The organism is Rugamonas sp. FW305-51 (assembly GCF_058786935.1).
On the sequence record NZ_JBYSZG010000031.1, the window covers coordinates 24,277 to 43,488 of the forward strand.

Annotated in this window: 16 protein-coding genes; 4 read left to right on the forward strand and 12 right to left on the reverse strand. The window is 69.0% G+C overall.

The genetic code is table 11. From position 1 onward, the window contains the following. Positions 1 to 166: 166 nt before the first annotated feature. The 8 genes from AC3WOS_RS19580 to AC3WOS_RS19615 form a co-directional block, all read right to left on the reverse strand. Entirely contained in the window at positions 167 to 1,210 is a 1,044-nt protein-coding gene (locus AC3WOS_RS19580; RefSeq protein WP_492717756.1) for an aminotransferase class I/II-fold pyridoxal phosphate-dependent enzyme, read from the reverse strand. A 6-nt stretch (positions 1,211 to 1,216) separates the two neighbouring features. Continuing rightward, the gene (locus tag AC3WOS_RS19585; protein ID WP_492717758.1) at positions 1,217 to 3,367 is read right to left on the reverse strand and encodes an 8-amino-7-oxononanoate synthase; all 2,151 of its coding nucleotides are present in this window, start codon (positions 3,365 to 3,367) and stop codon (positions 1,217 to 1,219) included. 1 nt (position 3,368) lies between these two features. Next, positions 3,369 to 4,682, reverse strand: a complete 1,314-nt coding sequence (locus AC3WOS_RS19590) for a hypothetical protein (protein WP_492717760.1) — start codon at positions 4,680 to 4,682, stop codon at positions 3,369 to 3,371. Positions 4,683 to 4,687: 5 nt separating this feature from the next. Beyond that, positions 4,688 to 5,383, reverse strand: a complete 696-nt coding sequence (locus tag AC3WOS_RS19595; protein WP_492717762.1) for a hypothetical protein — start codon at positions 5,381 to 5,383, stop codon at positions 4,688 to 4,690. Positions 5,384 to 5,452: 69 nt separating this feature from the next. After that, positions 5,453 to 6,004 carry a hypothetical protein gene (locus AC3WOS_RS19600; RefSeq protein ID WP_492717764.1) on the reverse strand — a complete coding sequence of 184 codons (552 nt, stop codon included), beginning with the start codon at positions 6,002 to 6,004 and terminating at the stop codon, positions 5,453 to 5,455. A 295-nt stretch (positions 6,005 to 6,299) separates the two neighbouring features. Beyond that, a complete protein-coding gene (locus AC3WOS_RS19605; RefSeq protein WP_492717766.1) occupies positions 6,300 to 7,220 on the reverse strand; it encodes a dioxygenase family protein in 921 nt (306 codons plus the stop codon). Between the two features lie 10 nt (positions 7,221 to 7,230). After that, positions 7,231 to 7,968 carry a hypothetical protein gene (locus AC3WOS_RS19610; RefSeq protein ID WP_492717768.1) on the reverse strand — a complete coding sequence of 246 codons (738 nt, stop codon included), beginning with the start codon at positions 7,966 to 7,968 and terminating at the stop codon, positions 7,231 to 7,233. Positions 7,969 to 8,018: 50 nt separating this feature from the next. Beyond that, entirely contained in the window at positions 8,019 to 8,612 is a 594-nt protein-coding gene (locus tag AC3WOS_RS19615; protein WP_492717770.1) for a Spy/CpxP family protein refolding chaperone, read from the reverse strand. Positions 8,613 to 8,812: 200 nt separating this feature from the next. On the opposite strand from AC3WOS_RS19615, the gene AC3WOS_RS19620 reads away from it, so the two are divergent. Both AC3WOS_RS19620 and AC3WOS_RS19625 read left to right on the forward strand, forming a co-directional pair. Continuing rightward, entirely contained in the window at positions 8,813 to 9,502 is a 690-nt protein-coding gene (locus AC3WOS_RS19620) for a response regulator transcription factor (RefSeq protein ID WP_492717772.1), read from the forward strand. A 3-nt stretch (positions 9,503 to 9,505) separates the two neighbouring features. Further along, entirely contained in the window at positions 9,506 to 11,167 is a 1,662-nt protein-coding gene (locus AC3WOS_RS19625; RefSeq protein WP_492717774.1) for a sensor histidine kinase, read from the forward strand. Positions 11,168 to 11,188: 21 nt separating this feature from the next. Here AC3WOS_RS19625 and AC3WOS_RS19630 read toward each other — a convergent pair whose 3' ends face one another. From AC3WOS_RS19630 to AC3WOS_RS19645, 4 genes are read right to left on the reverse strand one after another with little or no spacing between them, the layout of a single operon-like run. After that, positions 11,189 to 12,433 (reverse strand): TolC family protein, encoded by a 1,245-nt coding sequence (locus tag AC3WOS_RS19630; RefSeq protein ID WP_492717776.1) that lies wholly within the window; start codon positions 12,431 to 12,433, stop codon positions 11,189 to 11,191. After that, positions 12,430 to 12,750: a DUF3240 family protein gene (locus AC3WOS_RS19635; RefSeq protein ID WP_492717777.1), complete on the reverse strand. Its 321-nt coding sequence runs from the start codon at positions 12,748 to 12,750 to the stop codon at positions 12,430 to 12,432. The genes AC3WOS_RS19630 and AC3WOS_RS19635 overlap by 4 nt, the downstream gene beginning before the upstream one ends. Before the next feature lie 16 nt (positions 12,751 to 12,766). Then, complete coding sequence (locus tag AC3WOS_RS19640; protein ID WP_492717778.1) at positions 12,767 to 15,829, reverse strand: efflux RND transporter permease subunit; 3,063 nt, start codon at positions 15,827 to 15,829, stop codon at positions 12,767 to 12,769. Beyond that, positions 15,829 to 16,932 (reverse strand): efflux RND transporter periplasmic adaptor subunit, encoded by a 1,104-nt coding sequence (locus tag AC3WOS_RS19645; protein WP_492717779.1) that lies wholly within the window; start codon positions 16,930 to 16,932, stop codon positions 15,829 to 15,831. Before AC3WOS_RS19645 ends, AC3WOS_RS19640 begins: the two co-directional genes overlap by 1 nt. Before the next feature lie 208 nt (positions 16,933 to 17,140). Here AC3WOS_RS19645 and AC3WOS_RS19650 point away from each other — a divergent pair, with 208 nt between their 5' ends. Both AC3WOS_RS19650 and AC3WOS_RS19655 read left to right on the forward strand, forming a co-directional pair. Further along, positions 17,141 to 17,818 (forward strand): response regulator transcription factor, encoded by a 678-nt coding sequence (locus tag AC3WOS_RS19650; RefSeq protein ID WP_492717781.1) that lies wholly within the window; start codon positions 17,141 to 17,143, stop codon positions 17,816 to 17,818. Further along, positions 17,815 to 19,188: an ATP-binding protein gene (locus tag AC3WOS_RS19655; RefSeq protein ID WP_492717783.1), complete on the forward strand. Its 1,374-nt coding sequence runs from the start codon at positions 17,815 to 17,817 to the stop codon at positions 19,186 to 19,188. The genes AC3WOS_RS19650 and AC3WOS_RS19655 overlap by 4 nt, the downstream gene beginning before the upstream one ends. Positions 19,189 to 19,212 lie beyond the last annotated feature (24 nt).

Here is a 19,212-nt window from a genome sequence, read left to right on the forward strand (position 1 = left end):
CGCCCAGTAATGTGGCCAGTAATGTGGCCGGTATGGCCGCCGATGATGCGACCGATGATGCGACCGGTGAGCCGGCCGGCCGCCGCGCTCCGGCTCCAGCTCGCGTTCCAGCCCATACCGCTGTCCCCTGCCCGCCGTACCGCCTGGGGCGGGGAACGGCAGCGTGTCAAATATCTGGCTCATATGCGTACTCCAACTGGTTGGCAAGCGCATCCAGCGCCTGCTCGATTTGCTCCGGCCGGTGGTCGGCGCGCAGCAGGAAGGTAAGCGCCCCCTGCCGGCCCGTCCACTGGGCAACGGCCTGTATTCCACGCCCGGCCAACGCGGCCTGCACCTGCAACGGCCCCTCGCGCGGCGGTAGCAGCACGGTCTGGACGGGAAACCGGCCGCCCCGGCAGCGTATGCCACGCCGCACCGCGCCGGCGCGAAACTGCGCCACTCGCTGCCACAAACGCTCACGCAGCGTGTCTCCGTATTTCCCGTTCACAGCCAATGCCCGCCTTGCCGCCGCGATCGCCGCCACCGACGGCGGGCTGCAATGGCGCCGCACTTCGCTGCGCGCACCAAACCAGCCCACCAGCGCGGCACTCCCGGCCAGCACCGCCAGCGGCACGCCGAATCCCTTGGCCAGTGACGCCCCCACCAGTACTCGCGGTCCCGCCACACCGGGCAGGCGCAGCGAGCCACCACCCTGCTCGCCCCGGACGCCCAGCACCTGTGTGTCGTCCAGTACCAGGTAGCCATCGCATTCGGCAGCGATGCGGGCATAGGCCGCCAGCGGCGGCGCCGCCTCCGCACCGGGGCAATAGCCGTCCGCCAGGATCAGCGGACGCCGGCCATCCCGCGCCGCCTGGCGCGCCAGCACGCTGGCCTGCTCCACCGCGCCAGGTGGGAAGACCTGCAGCGACGCCCCCTGCATCACGGCCCGTTGCGCGCCCCAGCGCGCAATCGGATAGGCGCCGGCATCGACCAGCACGGCCAATGGTTCGGCGGCGAGCATGCCGAACAGGTCCCAGAACAGGTGCAGCGTGGACGGCAGCAGCAACGCCGCCTGGCAGCCCTGCAGGCGCGCCAGCTCCGCCGCCAGCTCGGGCGCCCCCGGCGCGTCTTCCAGCGCCGCCGGACGGCCCAGCGTCAGGCCCGGCCAGCGGCCCAGCGCCCATGACGGATGGCGCATACCGAGGTATAGCGCGCTGCAAAAGTCCGCCATGCCGCGTCATGCCGTGCTGCGCGCCTGCTCGGCCAACCGTTGGCGCAGCAGCACCGACGGGATGGTCGCCTCGGCCACCGGGTCCACCTTCTCCACCGACAGGTCGACCCCGGTGGCCGCGCGGTAGGCGTGGATATAGCCCTGCACCTGCGGTCGCCAGAATCGGGCCCAGTTGAAGGCCGGCGTCGGTTCGTAGATATCGGCCCAGGCGCCGTAACGCACCGACAACAGCACCTGCTCGCCGAACATGGCCAGGCTGCGGAAGTGCACCACGCTGGTGTCGGTCCAGCCCTGCAGCTTCTTCATCGCGTCCACCCGGTCCATCCACGGCTCCGGATAGGCCACCATCAGCCGGGTGGGCAGGAATTCGCGGAACTCGGGCCGGGCCAGCAACCATTGCTGCATCAGCATTTCGATGCGGGCCGTCGATGGCAGGTCGCCGAACTGGTTGTGCGCCCCCTGCGACAGGATCAGGTGCACTTCCTTGAGCGCGTTCAGCACGGGGAAGGCGTCGGCCTTGACGGTGGTGTCGTCGTCCTGCTTGTAGAACTGGGTACACAGGCGCAGCAGGTGGTGGAACGCTTCCAGGAACTTGGAGCGGGTGTCGGCCGCGCGGATATGCTGCACCGCCTTGCCGTCGAGCCGCACGCCGTAGTGGTGGTCGTACTCGTAATTGCGCCGCACCACGGTCAGCCGGTGCTGCTCGTCCTGGGTGTAGCCCCAGATCAGGTTGTTCAGCGGGCGCAGCATGTCGATCTCGGTGTTGGCCAGCGGGTCGTTGGCGCCGGGGCCGCGCACGTTCTGGAAACGCTGGGTGATGGCGTTCATGGTCTGCACCAGCATGCCCTCCTCGTGCCAGTAGGACCAGATCAGCTCCAGCAGGCAGGGGTTGGCCAGCTTGTCCTGCAGGATGCCGAAGCACAGGTCGGCGTCGTGCTCGCGCCCATGCGTGATGGTGATCGGGATGTCGGGCAGCTTGCGGCGGATGATGGCCAGGTAAGGCAGCGTGGCCGTGCCGTCCACCTTTTCCAGGTAATCGTTCAGCAGCACCGTCTCCAGGTCCTTGCCGGGCGGGATATCGCGCCGGTCCAGGTAGGCGTTATCCTCGTCGGGATTGAAGGCCAGCGGCTTGCTCAACACGCCGCAGTTGACCATCACGAACGCCTCCGTCGCGGCCTTCAGCACGCGGTAGGATTCGGCGTCCGTGAACGGCAGCGCGCGCCGGTGACGCAGATGGTGGAACCGGTCGGCCTTCTTGAGGAAGCGCTCGCCCTCGAAACCGGCCGGGCCGAATATCGTGCCATTGGACGGCTCGGCGCAGAACAGGCTGTCGATGAAATTGAGGTAGTTGGTGAAACCCATGGCCTCGGTACTGTTGCGGATCAGGGTCCACAGCGGCAGGTCCTCGGTCGGCTCCGTCTCCGTGCGCGACAACGACACGCCCACGTTGCCGCCGATGAGCTGGGGCGTGCGCTCCTCGGCGTCGAAGTCGGCGGCCAGCCCGATCAGGGCACGCGGGCCGGACGCGCCGGGCGCCTCCGGGCCGGCCAGCGCGACCAGGCCCGTGTCGGCGCGTCGCGCCAGCAGCATCTGCGCCTCGAAGCGCTGCACGCCGGGGCGGCGCACGGTGTAGGTGAACTGATAGTCCTCGCCCCGCACCCGGCTCCAGGGCGCATGCGCCACCACCTCGACGTGGGGCCGCAGGTCGCCGCTGGTGTCGCCGTAAAAGCTCACCTGCGCCGTGGCGCGGTCGTTCACGCGGGCGTTGTGGCAGTTGCTGGGCTGGCAGTCGGGCGTCTCGAAGCTCAGCGTCACGGCCGGTTCGAGTTCGAGCTCGAAGCACAGCAAGGCGGCGCAGCCGGGATGGACCTGGGCGCATTGCGGCGCCGTCACCGGAAAGTGGTCGTACACGGCCACGTAGGCCGCCGGCGGCAGGTCGGGAAAGGTGACGTAGCCGCGCGCATCGGTGGTGCGCACGTCGACCAGCGCGTCCTGGCCGCCGCCCCACTTGACGGGGTCGAACTTGGCGCAGTCGCCTGTGCCGCGGTACAGGGCGATCGCGGCGTTGACGACGACCGCGCCGGTCGCCTTGTCATGCACGCTGACCTGCACCGCGCCGGGCCGGGTATCGGCGGCCGCCGGGTTCTTGGTTGTCATATCAAACTCCTTCCAGGGTGGACAATCGATGTTGATGGGCGCCGCAGACGGCGCTCGTATCCAGCGTGCTGCGCAGGGCCCAGTGCGTGAGCAGGCGCGCCAGCAGCGCCGCCTCCGCCTCGGGTTCGAGCGTGCCGTCGGCGCGCGCCTGCCCCAGCACCGCGAACACGAGCGAGGGCGCGGCGCGGTACATGCGCGCCGGCGCGCGGTTCCAGAAGCGGTACAACAGTTGCAGGCGCGCGGGCTGGCGCGCCGCGGCGTTCATCGCCTCCAGCAGCGAACGGCCGCGCAAGGCCGGCGGGCGATGCTGCACCAGCAGGCCGACCAGCGCCGGCAGGCTGTCCTGCAGCTGGCCCAGCACGCGCAGCTGGGGCGGTGCCAGTCCGGCAACCGGGTAGTAGGACTCCCACAAGCGTTCCAGCCGTTCCCATTGCGGATGGGGATAGACGCTGCGCCCCATGGCGCAACTGAGCTTGACCCGTATCCACGGCACCGGATGGGGGTCATCCGCGTTGAGCCGGAAGACGAAGGCGCGCGGCAGGCTGACCACGCCGATCAGGCCCAGCGTGGAGACCACGCCCACCCGCAGCAGCGACCAGAAATCGGCCACGATCTCGGAGATCCAGCGCTCCCACAGCTGCCATGCCTGCGGCGCACCGCTGCCGCCCTGCTGCATGGCCTGCAGCAGCGGGCGCATGGAGTTGACCAGGTCCAGCAGGGCCGCGCCCTGGTGTCCCACCTCATGCACCAGCGACGAGGCGATGCCGCTGCCGACCATACGCTCGCGCGGCACCCGCACGATGGCCACCGGATTCTCGCCCCCGCCCGGCAGCCGCGTGCGCGCGCGCCGGATGGCCGCGCCGGGTCCACGGTCCAGGTAGCACACCACGGGCGGTGCCCGGTAATAGCCGCCGGCCAGGGTCAGCGCGTCGGCCGCCACGGCATCGAGCCCGGACAGCCAGACGCCGTTTTCGTGCTCGCTGCGCTGGGTGATGACTTCGTTAAACAGGTCGAACTGGGTCAGCGTGGCGTTGAACCGCAGCCGCAGGAAAGTGAAACGGCGCTGCGCGTCCGCCGCGCTGGCGCTGTGCCGGGCCGGACCACGCAACCAGGCCAGGTAGTCGCGCACCATGACGCGCAGCTCGCGCCGGCCGCGCGCCAGATAGCTTTCGATGGCCGTCTGCGCCTCCGGCAGCAGCGCCGCAGCCGGAACCATCGGCTCGATCAGCGCGAACGGCCGCAGGCGCGCCAGGCGCGCTTGCAGCGAACGCGCTTCCTGCGCCAGCATCCATGCCGCAAATGCGCTGATGGCCATGGCGATCAAGCTCCGTACAGGACGATCTTGTGGCCATGGCGCATCCAGCGCCCCGACTGGCCCCGGCCCTGCGCCGCGGCCCCCTGGGCGCCGGGCACGATGCCGGGCACGCCGCCGCCCTTTGCCAGCAGGCCGGGCGCAAACTGGCGGGCCGCCGCCATGGCCGCCGCCTGGGCGATGGCACGCGGATCGCCCGGTCCGCGCGCGGCCGCGGCGCGATTGACGGTGTCGGCCGCCAGCCGCACGAACTGGCGGGCGCCCTCGAACTCGCGGTCCTCGCCCGCCAGCGATTCCGCTTCCAGGCCCAGCGCGCCGCCGGCCGCCGAGGCCAGCCCGCTGCCGATCTTGGCGCCCAGCGGTCCGCCGAAGTAGCCGCCGATGGCGCCGCCGGCCAGCGGCAGCGCCTTCTTGGCGACCCCCTTCAACACGCCGCCGATGGCCTGGCCTATCGGTGACTTGATCACCTGCCCGGCCACCGACGCGGCCTTGCGCAGGAAGCTGCCCAGGAACTGTTCCAGCTCGGCCTCGTTACTGACCGACAGCAGCTCGTTGGCCAACTCCATCTCTTCCGCTTCCGAAAACATGCCTTGCTGGCCCATCTCGCCACCCCATTCTCCCTGGCCGAACTCATACTGTTCCGCCTCGTAGCCGGACATTTCCTGCTGGCCGAATTCCAGCGTTGTACGATCGATGTCATGCATGGTGAACTCCCCCATCTCAAGTCAAACAACAAAAGCGCGGACGGCCTGGCCGCCCGGCGCGCCACAAAATCAGCAGTCGAATACGACGATGCGGCCGCCCTGCCGCTGCCAGCGCCCCATCTGGCGCGCCTCGCACTTGAGCAGGCCGGGGGCGTGGCTGCGCGCAGCCTGGGCCAGCGCGGCCGGCACGCCGGCCGGCGTGGGCGCATCCGCCGCCAGCCGGATCGCTTCCCTGGCGAAGCGCACGAAGCGCTGGGCCAGCTCGAATTCCTTGTCTTCCGGGCTCAGGCCCTCCAGCTCAACACCAAAGATGCGTGCCGCCCGCGTGACGGGATCGGCCTTGCCGCGGTGCCGCAGCGCGTCGATCACCGGGCCGCCCGCCGGGCCATGCAGCGGCAACACCTGGCGCGCCGCGCGCTTCAACGCCGGCGCCAGCGGGGCTGCCACAGGTCCGCCATCGGCCCGCACCATGGCGTCGATGAAGCGGTCCAGCTGGGCGCCGCCCTGCAGCTCCAGCAGGCGCGCGGCCAACGTCAGGTCGTCCCCGCCGGCCAGGCTGGCGCCGCCGCGTTCTTCGAGGAACTCAAGCTCGGGACGGTAGGCGAGCAGGCGCTGGTTCATGGGGCCTCCGGGAGGATGGGCGCGGATGCGCCGATGACCATTGCATCGCAAGCGCCATGCCAGGCGCGGTCCCGGTGCGGACAGGGAAAAGGAGCGAAATCGGGTTCGGATCGGTGTGATCGGGGGCCGTGGCGGCGAAAAGGAGTTCGCCTGCGGGCCGGGGACATGGACTATTCCATGACAGGAGGCACTTGCGTGACGGGGAACCGGCATGCCGCGCGCCGCGGCATCCCCGGCTTTCTTGCGACAGGGCAGGCGCCGGCCAGGGCGGCCGGCGCACATACGGGTCGCGCCGTCAGGCGCTCACGCCCGCCGTCAGCGTGACGACATAGCCGTCAGTCACGTTGCCCGTCACGGCCACCATCTGCAAGGACGTGCCGTCGCCGAACACCATATCCGTGGCATAGCTGGTCTGCGCCAGGTTACGCACGCTGGTGCTGTAGCCGGTGCTCGCATACACCTCGTTCAGGGTCGCCATCGGGAAGGTGAACTGCGACGTCTTGACGCGGTTGGCCGCGCTCACGCTCTTGGCCAGCGTCGGGTAGACCTCGAAATGGACGTGCGGCATGCGCCCCGAATAGCAGCCGGGGAAGATGGTACTGAAGGTGATGTTGCCGCTGCTGTCCGCTTCCTGCACGCCGCGCAGGTAGTTCTGGTCCGTCACACCGCTCGAATACAGCGAGTAATTGCCGTCGCGGTCGCAGTGCCACAGGTAGACCGCGTAGCCTGGCAGGGCCGCGCAGCTGCCGTTGGCGTTCACGATCTGCAGCTTGATCGTCAGCGGTACGCCGGCCGCCACGGCCGTCGCGCCATTGAAGCTGCTGCGTATATCGCTGCGTACCACGCCCGCCAGGTTGAGCACACTGGTGGTGCCGCTGCCGGTGCCGTTACTGTTGGTGCCGTCGGCCGGGTACGGGCCGCCCGTCTCCTCCGGTATCACGGCGCAGGAACCGGCCGCTCCTGTGCTGCCTGTGCTGCCGGAGCTGCCCGTACTTGTGCCGGTGCTGGTGCCCGTGCCGGTGCCGGACGACGTGCTGGTGCTGGCCGTACTGGTGTCGGTTGCCGAGGAACCGCCGCCGCAGCCAAGTACCGGCAGCGCCGAGGCACCCGCCAGCAGCCAGCGCAGCGACTGCCGTCGGCTGGCACTCATTCTCATCATCGCGGCCAGGTCTTCGGCCAGGCTGTTCCCGTGCGCTGCTTCGTGGTTTGCTTCCATTGCCTTGTCCTTAAACGGTGGTGTTAATCAGGTTGCCACTGGTGCCGGCGCCCGACAGGTTGTTCGATAGCGCCTGCAGGAAGCTGGCCAGCTTGTCGTTGCTATCGGTGCTGCCGGTGCTACTGGCGCTGCCGGTTCCGCCCAGCTGGTCGAGCAGATTCTTGAAGGTGCTCTCCAGATCGGTGGTGGCGTCGGTCGACGTGGTGTCGTCCGTATCGCCGGTGGCAGTTGTGGAGGTGGTGGACGAGGTGGACGACCCGCTGCCAAGCTTGGAGATCAGGCTTTGCAGATCCGACGCGAGCCGGCCCGGACCGCCGCCGCCACCTGGCCCGCCCATGCCCTGCCCCTGCTGCCCTTCGCCATAGGGCGGCGGGCCATCCTCGTTGGCGCTGCCCTGCGCGTGCAATGCCCCCATCAGGCTTTGCAGGAAGCTGCCCAGCGCCTGCGCGACGTTGCTGCCGTCGGTAGACGAGGTGTCGGTGCTGGACGCGGTGGTGCTTGCACTGTCGGTCGAGGTGGTGCCCGATGCGTCAGTGCCCGACGTGGTGCTGCCCGAGGCGCTGGTCACGCCGATTTCCTTGAGCGCGTTGGCGATAGCGGCGACAAAACCGCCGCCATCGGGACGGCCGCCGGGCGGCGGCCCGCCTTGCACCGGGCTGCCACCGCCGGCGCCGGACGAGGCGCCGGTTTTGTTCAGGAAGCTCATCTGGCTGACAGCAGTGCTGGAACTGAGGGCATTGATCGACATCTTGTTCTCCGTAGGTTGGGGGCAAACGTGGGGAAATGGGGGGCGCCCGGTTATTGGCGCGGCGCGCGTTGCGGGTGCAGAGCTTGCGGCAGGTGCGCCTGGTCATCGGCCAGCTGCTTGCGCTGCTCGGGCGTCAACAGTGCCAGCAGCTTCTGCTCGGTACGCACGTGCTGCAGCATGATGTTGGCCATCGCCTGGGCTCCAGCCTGGGCCAGCGCGGCCGCCTTGGCGTCGTCGTATTGCGCGGCATGCGCCAGTTCACGCAGGCCGGCATGGGCCTTGCCGGCAGCCTTGCCCTGCTCGCGCAGATACGGTTCCTGTGCATGCAGGATGGCAAACACCTTGTCCTGCTGCGCCTCGCTGAGCTCCAGGCCGCGCAGGAATGGCGGCTCGCCGCCCATGTGGGGGGCGCCGAACGGCATCATGCCGGGCATGGCAACGCCGCCGTGCATCGCTTCCGGCCCGGGTGGCATGCCGCGCATCGGATGGCCATCTTCCAGCCCGGGACCGGGCGGATGACCGAATCCGGGAGCGGCGCCGCCAGCGCCATCGGCCAATGCGGCCATATCGGCGTTGGCCACCAGCGGCAGGGCCAGCATCGCGGCCAGCAGCAGTCCATGCAAGTTTGGTTTTTTGATATTCATGTTAGCGGTCCTCGATTGAACTTTGGAGCCGCCATTTTCTGGCTGCGGCGTGTAAAGCGCCGTTAGGACAAGGTAAATCCGTGTAAAGACCGGGTCGCGGAAGCCGGCGCGCGCCGGTGTAAAAGCGCGTAAATCCGGGCCGGCGCCGGTGCCGCTTTTGTTATGATGGCCGCATCCACACTGCCCCCATAGCCGCTGCAATGAGCAAAGTACTGCTGATAGATGACGATATCGAACTGATAGGCATGTTCCAGGAATACCTGGAGCAGGAAGGCTTTGAGGTCAAGGCCGTCCATGACGGCGAAGCCGGCACCGCCGAGGCCTTTACGGGTTCCTATGCGATCGCCATCCTGGACGTGATGATGCCGCGCATGAATGGCCTGGAAACCCTGCGTCGCATCCGCACCAGCAGCCAGCTGCCTATCCTCATGCTGACCGGGCGCGGCGACGATACGGACCGCATCGTCGGCCTGGAACTGGGCGCCGACGATTATGTGGCCAAGCCCTGCACGCCGCGCGAGCTGACGGCCCGCATCCGCGCCATCCTGCGCCGCTCGCAGGGCGCGCCGGCCGACGCCGGCGGGGCCGCCACGCTCACCGTCGGCCAGCTGACCATGTGGCCGGAACAGCGCCGCGCCGCCTGGGCCGGCGTCAAGCTGCAGCTCACCAGCACCGAATTCAACCTGCTCGAAGTCCTGGCCCGCAATGCCGGGCGGCCAGTCAGCAAGAACACGCTGTCGGAACAGGGCCTGGGCCGGCCCATGGCGCGCTTCGACCGCAATATCGACGTGCACCTGAGCAGCCTGCGGCACAAACTGGGCACCATCGCCGACGGCCGCTCCTGCCTGCAGACCGTCTACCGCCAGGGTTACCAGTTGATCAAGGAGTAAGCTGTGGGCCGCCTGTTCTGGAAGTTCTTCCTCTCGATCCTGTTGGCCCAGCTGGCCGCCACGGTGGGCATAGGCGGCGCCGTGTGGCTCAAGAACCGCAACGCCGATCGCGTCGCCGGCGCCGGCATCGACACCAGCCCGCCGGCCGAAATGGCCATCAGCTCGGCCGCCGCCACGCTCGAATTCGGCGGCGCCAAGGCCCTGCACGGCCTGCTGGCGGCCATGCATCACCACCGGGTGTATGCGGTCGACGCCCAGGGCCGGGAACTGCTGGGACGCACGGTGAACCCGGCAATGGTGGCCGAAGCGCGCACATTGCTGAAGCAGGATGATGCGCGCCCCGCCGTGCGCGACGTGCGCGACAGCGCCGGCCAGCACTACCTGCTGTTCCTGCCGTCGCACGAACGCCTGCGCGGGCTGGACGGCGGCTACCCCGGCCAACTGCTGGCCGGCCTGGGCGAGCCGCGCATGGGCGAGCCGCACCGGGGCGATCCGCAAGGGCACGATCCCAACGACGGGCCGGGCGGACCGCCGCCGATGCCGCACGGCGGCGGCGCACGATCCGCCTTCGAAGGCACAGCGAACCGCATCTCCCCAGCCGGCGATAGCTTGGCGAACCGCATGCCCCCGCCCGGTGATGGCGGAGGATTTCGCATGCCGCCGCCCGGCGACGACGGCGCCGGACCCCGGCCAGGGCCGCCGCCCGGTGGCCACGGGCCCCGCTTCCAGCCATTGGCTCCCTACGTTCCCATGGTGGCGGCCATCCTGGCCAGCCTGCTGTTCGCGGTGCTGCTGGCCTGGTATTTCTCCCGTCCCATCCGGGCGCTGCGGGCCGCGTTCGAAGCGGCAGCCGGCGGCGACCTGGCGCCCCGCTTCGTCGATGCGTCGGGCAAGCGCGGCACGGAATTGAACGACCTGGGACGCGATTTCGACCGCATGACGGCGCGCCTGCGCAGTCTGATCGATGGCCAGACCCGCTTGCTGCACGACGTATCGCACGAACTGCGCTCGCCGCTGGCGCGGCTGCAGGCGGCCATCGGCCTGGCGCACCAACAGCCGGACAAGATGGCGTCGTCGATGGCGCGCATCGAGCGCGAGAGCGTCCGCATGGACAAGCTGGTGGGCGAGCTGCTCACGCTGTCGCGCCTCGAAGCGGGCGCGCTGGGTGCGGGGCAGGAAGAAATCAGCATGGCCGACCTGCTGCAGCAGATCGCCGACGACGCCAGCTTCGAAGCCTCCAGCCAGCAGCGCAGCGTGGCGTGCGACGGCGAGGCCGACGTGGTGGTGACCGGTCAGGCCGACCTGCTGGCGCGCGCCATCGAGAACGTGGTGCGCAACGCCATCAAGCACAGCCCGGAGGGCGGCGTGGTACAGCTGCAGCTGCGGCCACGCCCGCAGGCGCGCCAGCTGTGCATCCGCGTGCTCGACAACGGACCGGGCGTGGCGCCGGAAGAACTGGCGTCCATCTTCCAGCCCTTCTTCAGATCCAGCAATACCCGCAACGATACCGACGGCCATGGCCTGGGCCTGGCTATCGCCCAGCACGTGGTGCAGGCGCACGGTGGCACCATCACGGCCAGCAACCGGCCCGAGGGTGGGCTGTGCGTGGAAATCGTGCTGCCGGCGGCCCAGCAACGCGCCGCCGGAACGGCTGGCGCGGGCTGACCGGATGCGCCCTGCGCTCCGTCACTCGAAAGCCCACAGCAAATGGGCGTCGAGCTTCAGGCGCGCGTAGGCCTGCAGCGCATCCAGCTGGGCCGACTGGGCCCCCATTGCCGCCTCCAGCGCCTGCCGGCGGGCCAGCAGGGCCTCGCTCAGGCTGACCTCACCGGCCGCATAGGCTTTCATCGTCAGCGCGGCCTGGCGTTCGCTCTGCTGCGCCATGCCCTGCAAGGTCTGCCATATCTGCCGGCTGTGGGTGCCATCGAGCACTACCCGGCGCGCCGCCGCATCGACGCGGATGCGCGCCATGTCGAGCCGCTCCTTGGCCTGTTCCGCCCTGGCGGAAGCGGCACGGGTTTCGGCCTTGCGGGCGGCGCCCGGCAATGGCATCGACAACATCACGCCGAGCACCCGTTCCTGGCCTCCGCGCTCGCGGCTGGCGCGCACGCTCAGGGTGGGATCGGGCATGCGTTCGCTGCCGGTACGGCGGGCCTGTTGCGCCGCCAGCTGGGCCTCGGACTCGGCCAGTTCCAACTCATGATTGTGGCCGACGATGCGGGCGATCCAGCTATCGGGTGTGCCATCCGGTTCCGGCGGCACCGGCAGGCTTGCCGCCGGCACAAGCGGCAGTCCGGGATAATTCGATCGCAGCAGCTGCTGCGCCACCGCGCCACGCTGGCGCGCCTGCTGCAGTTGCGCCGCCACCCGGGACTGTTCCGTTTCCGCCTGCAGCTGCTCGAGCGCGGCGCCGTCGCCGGCCTTCACGCGCTGTACGGCCACGCGCAACAACTGTCCGGCCAGCGCGTGCTGCTCTTCCAGCCGTGCCACCGCCACGCTTTCGCGCAGCGCCGCGAACCAATCCCCCAGCAGGGCACGCCCGGCTTCATGCCAGGCATCCTCATGGGCGGCCTGCGCCACGGCGACGCCCGTCGCGCCAATGGCCGCATCCTGCGCCGCCTTGCCGAACCAGCGCAAGGGCCGCTCCAGCGCCAGCTCCTGCTCGCGCCAGGTGGGGCCGGCCAGCTCGGTGCGCGTGCTGGCGCCCGCGCGTACGGTCCATTCATGGCGCCCCGCTTCCAGCGCCGTCTTGTTCGCTTGCGCCAGCTCCCCCTGCAATGCCACTTCGCGCAATTGCGGCATGGCGGCCAGCACTTGCCGCACCACCGGTTCGGCCGGCAGCAACGCCAGCCCCGGCTCGTTCGCCTGCTGGGCCAGCGCCGGCGCGCCGGCCAGCAGTGCACAGATCGAAAATGCTGCAATGGTTTTCATGCCAGCCTCCCAAAACCCAGCACCGGAGTAAGCCACCAAGCCACTTCGGCATTGCGCAACTCCTGCGCCAGCGCCTGCACCAGGGTTTGCAACCCGGCCACGCTGCCCACCACATACACCAGCTTGCGGCGGCAACGTCCCTGCACCTGTTCCAGCGTGGTGTGCAGGGTGGCCCCCTGCCCCATGCCGTGCGCATCGACCACGGAGAAGCCGGGCGCGTGTTCGGGGTGGAGCAGCAGGAAGTCCAGCACATCGCCTTCCAGCGCGCCGGGGATGGCCAGCGTCAGCATGGCCTCATAATTTGTCGCGGTATTCATGAATGCTCTCTCTCTTTCAGCCACGCCGTGCCACGCCAAAGCGGCGGAACAGCAGAGGCAACAGGATCAGCGTCAGCGAGGTCGCGCTCAGCAGACCGCCCGTGACGACAATAGCCAGCGGCTTCTGGATTTCCGAGCCCGGGCCGCTGGCCAGCAGCAGCGGCACCAGGCCGAAGCCGGTGATACAGGCCGTCATCAGCACCGGCCGCAAGCGCCGTAATGCGCCTTCCATCACCACCTCGGCCAGCGGCATGCCACGCGCCAGCAGTTGGTTGAAGCAGGTGATCATCACCAGCCCGTTGAGCACGGCGATGCCCATCAGGGCGATGAAGCCGACGGAGGCCGGAACGGACAGGTACTGCCCCGTGACGGCCAGCGCCAGCACGCCGCCCACCAGCGCGAACGGGATGTTGACGAACACCAGCAGCGCCTGGCGCACACTGTGCAGCGTGGCGAACAGCAGCAGGAAGATCAGCGCCAGCGCCACCGGCACCACCATGCCCAGGCGGGCGGCCGCCCGCTGCTGGTTCTCGAACTGGCCGCCCCAGGCCATGTGATAGCCCGGCGGCAGCGGGACCTGGCGCGCCACCCTGGCCTTGGCCTCATCGACAAAACCAACCAGGTCGCGCCCCCGCACATTGGCGCGCACCACCACCATGCGCGCCGCGTTCTCGCGCTCCACCTTGACGGGACCGTCCACCATGCGCAGCGCGGCCAGTTGGCTCAGCGGCAGTGCATCGGCACCTTCCTGCGGCAGGCGCACTTGCTGGAACAGATCGGGCGAGCGCTGCAACTGGTCGTCGCCCCGCAGCAGCAATGGCAGGCGGCGGCCCTGCTCCACCACCACGCCCACCGTGCGGCCCTCAACCAGCGTGCGCAAGTCGTTCTGCACCTGCTCGCCGTTCAGGCCAAAACGCCCCACCGCGCTGCGGTCCAATTCCACCTGCAGATACTGGACTCCGCTGTTCTTCACCGTCAGTACGTCCTCGCTGCCCGGTATGGCCTGCACTGCCGCTACCACCGCATCGGCCAGTTCGCCCAGCCGCTTCAGGTCCGGCCCGTAGATCTTCACGGCCAGGTCGCCCCGCACGCCGGACAGCATTTCCGAGGTGCGCATCTCGATCGGCTGCGTAAAGCTGATGTTCAGGCCGGGGAAACCGGCCGTGGCGGCCCGCAAGCGGTCGACCAGCACCTCCTTGTCGGGACTGCGCCATTGGGCGCGCGGCTTGAGCACGAGGAAGCTGTCCGTCTCGTTCAGGCCCATGGGATCGAGCCCCAGTTCGTCGGAACCAAGGCGGGCCACGATGCGCGACACCTCCGGCACCTGGGCCAGGATGCGCTGCTGGATCGCCATATCCAGCCGTGCCGACTCCGCCAGGTTCACAGACGGCAGTTTTTCGATCTGCATGATGATGTCGCCCTCGTCCAGCGTGGGCATGAAGGACTTGCCGATGAACGGGAACAACCCGCCCGCCAGCACCAGTGCCGCCACGGCACCTATCGCCACCTTGCGGCCCTGGCCCAACGCGCCGGTCAGCAGCCGCCGGTATTGGCGTTCGAGCCACTGTACCAGCCGCGGCGCCGGGGCATGGTGCTCCTTCAGCAGCAGCGAAGCCAGTACCGGGATCACCGTCAGCGACAGCAGCAGCGACGCCGCCAGCGCGAAAATGATGGTCAACGCCACCGGCACGAACAGCTTGCCCTCCAGGCCCTGCAAGGACAGCAACGGCAGGAACACGATCATGATGACCAGCATGCCGGCCGTGACGGGCAAGGCCACTTCGCGCACGGCACGGTAGATCACGTGCAGCCGCGCCAGCTTCGGCCCTTCCCCACCGCTGTGCGCCTCGATATTCTCGACCACCACCACGGCCGCGTCGACCAGCATGCCGATGGCGATGGCCAGGCCACCCAGCGACATCAGGTTGGCACTCAGGCCGAATGCCTGCATCAGAACGAAGGTGCCCAGCGCGGCCAGCGGCAGGATGCAAGCCACCACCAGGGCCGAGCGCAGGTTGCCAAGGAATACGTACAACAGCAGCACCACCAGCACGGTCGCTTCGCCCAGCGCGGAGGTCACGGTACCCACGGCACGCTCCACCAGGTTGCCGCGGTCGTAGAAGGTCTTGATGCTGGTCCCGGCTGGCAGCGTCTTGCCCAGCGCTGCCAGCTTGGCGCGCACCTCATTGACCACCTGCTGGGCATTGGCGCCGCGCATGGCCAGCACCAGCGCTTCCACCGCCTCACCCTTGCCGTTCTCGGTCACGCTGCCATAGCGCGTCAGCTGGCCGATGCGGACCGTGGCGACCTCGCCCACCCGCACCGCCATGCCCTGATGGGACGCCACGCTGATGGCGCGCACGTCGTCGAGGGTGCGGATATTGCCGTCGCTGCGTACCAGCAGCGATTCTTCCGCCGCCGCCAGGCGGCCGGCGCCGTCGTTGCGGTTGTTGTTTTCCAGCGCGGCCTGCAGCTGCGCCAGCGACAGGCGGCGTGCGGCCAGGGCCGTCAAATCCGGCACCACTTCGAAGCTGCGGACCATGCCGCCCAGCGTATTGACTTCGGCCACGCCGGCGATGCTGCGCAACTGCGGCCGAATGGTCCAGTCGAGCAGCGTACGCTTTTCCGCCAGCGACAGCGGGCCTTCGATGGTGAACATGAACACTTCGCCCAGCGGCGTCGTAATGGGCGCCAGTCCGCCGCTGACGTTGGCCGGCAGGTCCTTGAGCACGCCGGACAGCCGTTCGCTGACCTGCTGGCGGGCCCAGAACACATCGGTGCCGTCCTGGAAGTCCAGCGTAATGTCGGCGATGGCGTACTTGGACTGCGAACGCAGCATGGCCTGGCGCGGAATGCCCAGCAATTCCTGCTCGATCGGCGCCACGATGCGCGCCTCCACTTCCTCCGGCGTCATGCCGGGCGCCTTCATGATGATTTTGACCTGCGTGCCCGAGACATCGGGAAAGGCATCGATCGGCAAGCCGCGCAGGGCCTGCACGCCGGCGGCTGTCAGCATCAGCGTCAGCACCAGCATCAGCAGGCGCTGCGACAGTGCGAATGCGATCAGGCGTTCCAGCATCACTTGCCCCCTTCCGCGCCCAGGCCCAGCCAGGCCCCCTTGATGGCGGCCACGCCGCGCACGGCGACCTGGCTACCGGCCGGCACCGCGCCCTTGACCCACAGCGCGCCCGCGCCTGCCGGCGACGTCGTCACCGGCACCGCCGCGTATCCCGCCGGGCGCTGCACGAAGACATAGCTGGCCGCACCACGCTGCACCAGGGCCGCCGCCGGCAGCAGCACGCCGCCCGCCGTGCGGAGCGCCACCGACGCCTGCACAAACTGGTTCAGTTTCAGACAGCCGTCGTCACGCTCCATGCGCGCGCGCACCTGGACGCTCTGGTTGCCTGCGCTCAGCTGCGGCGACAACGCTTGCACCCGCGCCGTGCCGCAACCCGCCACCTGCACGGCCTCGCCCACCCGCAGCTGCGCCGCCAGCTGGGGCGTGGCCTGCAGTTCCAGCCACAGCGCGCCGGACTTGGCGATGCGGGCCAACGGCGTGCCGGCCTCCACCCGTTGGCCGGGCGACAGCGGCAATTCCAGCAGGGTGCCAGCCGCGCCGGCCGTCACTGTCAGCACCGGCGACATGGCCTGGCTGGCCAGCAGCCGCTGCAACTGCGCCTGCCCCATGCCGGCCGCGCGCAGCGCCTGGCGCCGCTCGCTGGCCATGACGGATGCCTGCAGGGCCGCTCCCCGGCTGTCTTCCAGCCGCGAGCGGGCGATCACGCCGTCCGCGAACAAAGCCTCGTCGCGGGCCAGTTTTTGCTGCGCCAGGGTCGATAGTGTGGCCAGCTGCAGATAGTCGCGCTGCCACTCCACCAGCTGTTGACTGAACAAGGTCACCACGGGCGTATTGGCCCGCACCGCCTGCAGCGGCCCTACGTGCAGCTGCTGCACTACGCCGCCCACCATGCTGCTGAGAACCGCCGTGCCCTCGGGCGCCGCCACTACCGTGCCGGAAAGCTGCTGGCCCGTCCCACCGCCTTCCTGTGCCGGCGCCGTACCGGCGGCCACGGTCTGGATGCCGGCATTGCGCTGCTGCGCCGCATCCAGCTTGATGATTTCTTCTGGCGCCGCCTGCGCCCCGGGGGAGTAGGTGGCGGACGCCAGCGCACAAGCCAGCAACAGGAGTCGTGCGCGCCGGGGGGCGCTGGCAACAGCGTGGAGAGGTATGGAATTCATGACAGCCCGTGGATTTGTGGTGAATGCTGCGGATAGTGGGCGAAACTTGTTAAGAGCTTCTTAACAACTGCGCCCTACCATGGGATCATGTTAATCAGCGGACGGCCGGCACGTCCGGCCGGCAAATCATGTAAGGAGCAGAAAGGACACCATGCGCATATTGTTGGTCGAGGATGATCCCCAGCTGGGCCGGGCCACCCAGATCGGGCTGGACCAGTCGGGCTACGCGGTCGACTGGGTGCAGACGGCCGAAAGCGCCCTGACGGCCGCCCGCCTGCACCATTACGACTGCGTGCTGCTGGATCTGGGCTTGCCGCAGATGGACGGCATGCAGGTGCTGCGCAGCCTGCGCGGGAACGGCTATGCGGGCGCCATCCTGATCGTGACGGCGCGTGACCAGGTGCCCGACCGTATTGCGGGCCTGGACAGCGGTGCGGACGATTTCATCATCAAACCGTTCGACCTGGACGAGCTGGCGGCCCGCATCCGCGCCGCCAGCCGCCGCGTGGCCGGGCGCACGCACGAGCTGCTGACCCATGGCGCGCTGGAGATCGACACGGCCGCGCGCCAGGTGCGCAACGCCGGCCAGCCGGTGCCGCTGACGAACAAGGAATACGGCATCCTGCTGATGCTGGTGGAGAACCGGGGCCGGGTGCTGAGCCGGGAGCAGCTGGAAGAAACCCTGTACAGCTGGGGCGAGGAAGTGGAGAGCAATGCGATCCAGGTCCACATCCACCACCTGCGCCGCAAGCTGGGCAAGGAACTGATACGCACCGTGCATGCGGTAGGCTATACGATAGATCCGGCGCCGGCCGGCCCGGCGCTATGAATCCGGCCGCGCCGGCGCGCAGCTGGTCCCTGCGGCGCACGTTGCTGACGGTGCTGCTCAGCCTCACCTGCGCCGTCTGGGCCGTGAGCGCCTTCACCGTCTATCTGGAAGCGGACCGGGAAAGCCAGGAGCTGTTCGACCAGTCGCTGACGGAGACGGCCCACCTGCTTCTGACGCTGGCCTCCCACGAGGTGGAGGAACGCCAGGGCGTGGACGCCACGGCGCTGGACGAACATGACGACCTGCTGCATGGCGAATACCTGATCTTCCAGCTGTGGGACAGCACCGGCCATCTGCTGTACAAAAGCGCCGCCGCGCCGCAGACGCCGTTCGCCCGCGCCGACGGGCTAGGATGGGCTACCATCGCCACCCGCCACTGGCGCACCTACACCACCTGGGACGGCAAGGGCAGGCTGCAGATCCAGCTGGCCGAACCGGCCAGCCACCGGCAGGAGATCAGCGACCATTTCGCGCACCGCATTGCCGCCTACGCCTTGTTGGCGGTGCCGCTGCTGGCCGGCGCCATCTGGTGGAGCATCAACCGGGTATTCGGCGCGCTGCAGCGCAGCGCTGGCGAAGTGGCGGAACGCAACCCGAACGAGCTGCGCGAAGTGAGCGTGGAGGACGCGCCGATGGAAGTGCAGCCGCTGCTGCGCGCCATCAACCAACTGTTCGAGCGGGTACGCCTGACGCTGGAACACGAACAGCGCTTCACGGCCGATGCGGCGCATGAACTGCGTACGCCGCTGGCCGCCATCAAGACCAACCTGCAGGTGATCCAACGCGCCCGCAACGACGCCGAGCGCAACGAATTCCTGGCCGCCCTGGGGACGAGTGTCGATCGCGCCAGCCGCCTGGTGGACCAGCTGATGACGTTGTCGCGCCTGGAGCCGCAGACGGGCGCCCATCCAGCCCTGCAAAACCGGGACCTGGGCGAGCTGCTGGCCACGCAGGTGCCGGCACTGCAGGAACAGGCCCGCCGGCAGGGTTTGCGTTTTGAGGCGGAACTGTCCCCGGCGCCATGCCGGCTGGACCCGGACAGCATATTGATCCTGTTGCGGAATTTATGCGACAACGCCATGCGCTACACGCCGCAACCGGGTGTGGTGCGGCTGTCGTGCCGGCGCGAGGGGGAACAGGTCTGCCTGGAAGTGGCCGATACCGGCCCGGGCATCCCGCCCGCGATGCGCGAGCGGGTATTCGACCGCTTCTTCCGCCTGGCAGACGCGAACCAGCCGGGCAGCGGATTGGGACTATCCATCGTGCGGCGCGTGGCCGACGCCCACGGCGCCAGCGTGCAGCTGGGCGAGGGACTCGATGGCCGTGGATTAGGTGTAAGGGTGCTGTTTCCCGTCAGCGCCGCGCAGTAAGTCCACGTGCCGGGTGCCGGGAGA

Excerpts from the sequence above, each read along its gene's own strand:
- AC3WOS_RS19655 (WP_492717783.1), top strand. The coding sequence starts at position 17,815 with ATGAATCCGGCCGCGCCGGCGCGCAGCTGGTCCCTGCGGCGCACGTTG.
- AC3WOS_RS19640 (WP_492717778.1), bottom strand. The coding sequence starts at position 15,829 with ATGCTGGAACGCCTGATCGCATTCGCACTGTCGCAGCGCCTGCTGATG.
- AC3WOS_RS19620 (WP_492717772.1), top strand. The coding sequence starts at position 8,813 with ATGAGCAAAGTACTGCTGATAGATGACGATATCGAACTGATAGGCATG.
- AC3WOS_RS19600 (WP_492717764.1), bottom strand. The coding sequence starts at position 6,004 with ATGAACCAGCGCCTGCTCGCCTACCGTCCCGAGCTTGAGTTCCTCGAA.
- AC3WOS_RS19580 (WP_492717756.1), bottom strand. The coding sequence starts at position 1,210 with ATGGCGGACTTTTGCAGCGCGCTATACCTCGGTATGCGCCATCCGTCA.
- AC3WOS_RS19595 (WP_492717762.1), bottom strand. The coding sequence starts at position 5,383 with ATGCATGACATCGATCGTACAACGCTGGAATTCGGCCAGCAGGAAATG.
- AC3WOS_RS19590 (WP_492717760.1), bottom strand. The coding sequence starts at position 4,682 with ATGGCCATCAGCGCATTTGCGGCATGGATGCTGGCGCAGGAAGCGCGT.
- AC3WOS_RS19650 (WP_492717781.1), top strand. The coding sequence starts at position 17,141 with ATGCGCATATTGTTGGTCGAGGATGATCCCCAGCTGGGCCGGGCCACC.
- AC3WOS_RS19610 (WP_492717768.1), bottom strand. The coding sequence starts at position 7,968 with ATGTCGATCAATGCCCTCAGTTCCAGCACTGCTGTCAGCCAGATGAGC.
- AC3WOS_RS19635 (WP_492717777.1), bottom strand. The coding sequence starts at position 12,750 with ATGAATACCGCGACAAATTATGAGGCCATGCTGACGCTGGCCATCCCC.
- AC3WOS_RS19615 (WP_492717770.1), bottom strand. The coding sequence starts at position 8,612 with ATGAATATCAAAAAACCAAACTTGCATGGACTGCTGCTGGCCGCGATG.
- AC3WOS_RS19630 (WP_492717776.1), bottom strand. The coding sequence starts at position 12,433 with ATGAAAACCATTGCAGCATTTTCGATCTGTGCACTGCTGGCCGGCGCG.
- AC3WOS_RS19605 (WP_492717766.1), bottom strand. The coding sequence starts at position 7,220 with ATGGAAGCAAACCACGAAGCAGCGCACGGGAACAGCCTGGCCGAAGAC.
- AC3WOS_RS19585 (WP_492717758.1), bottom strand. The coding sequence starts at position 3,367 with ATGACAACCAAGAACCCGGCGGCCGCCGATACCCGGCCCGGCGCGGTG.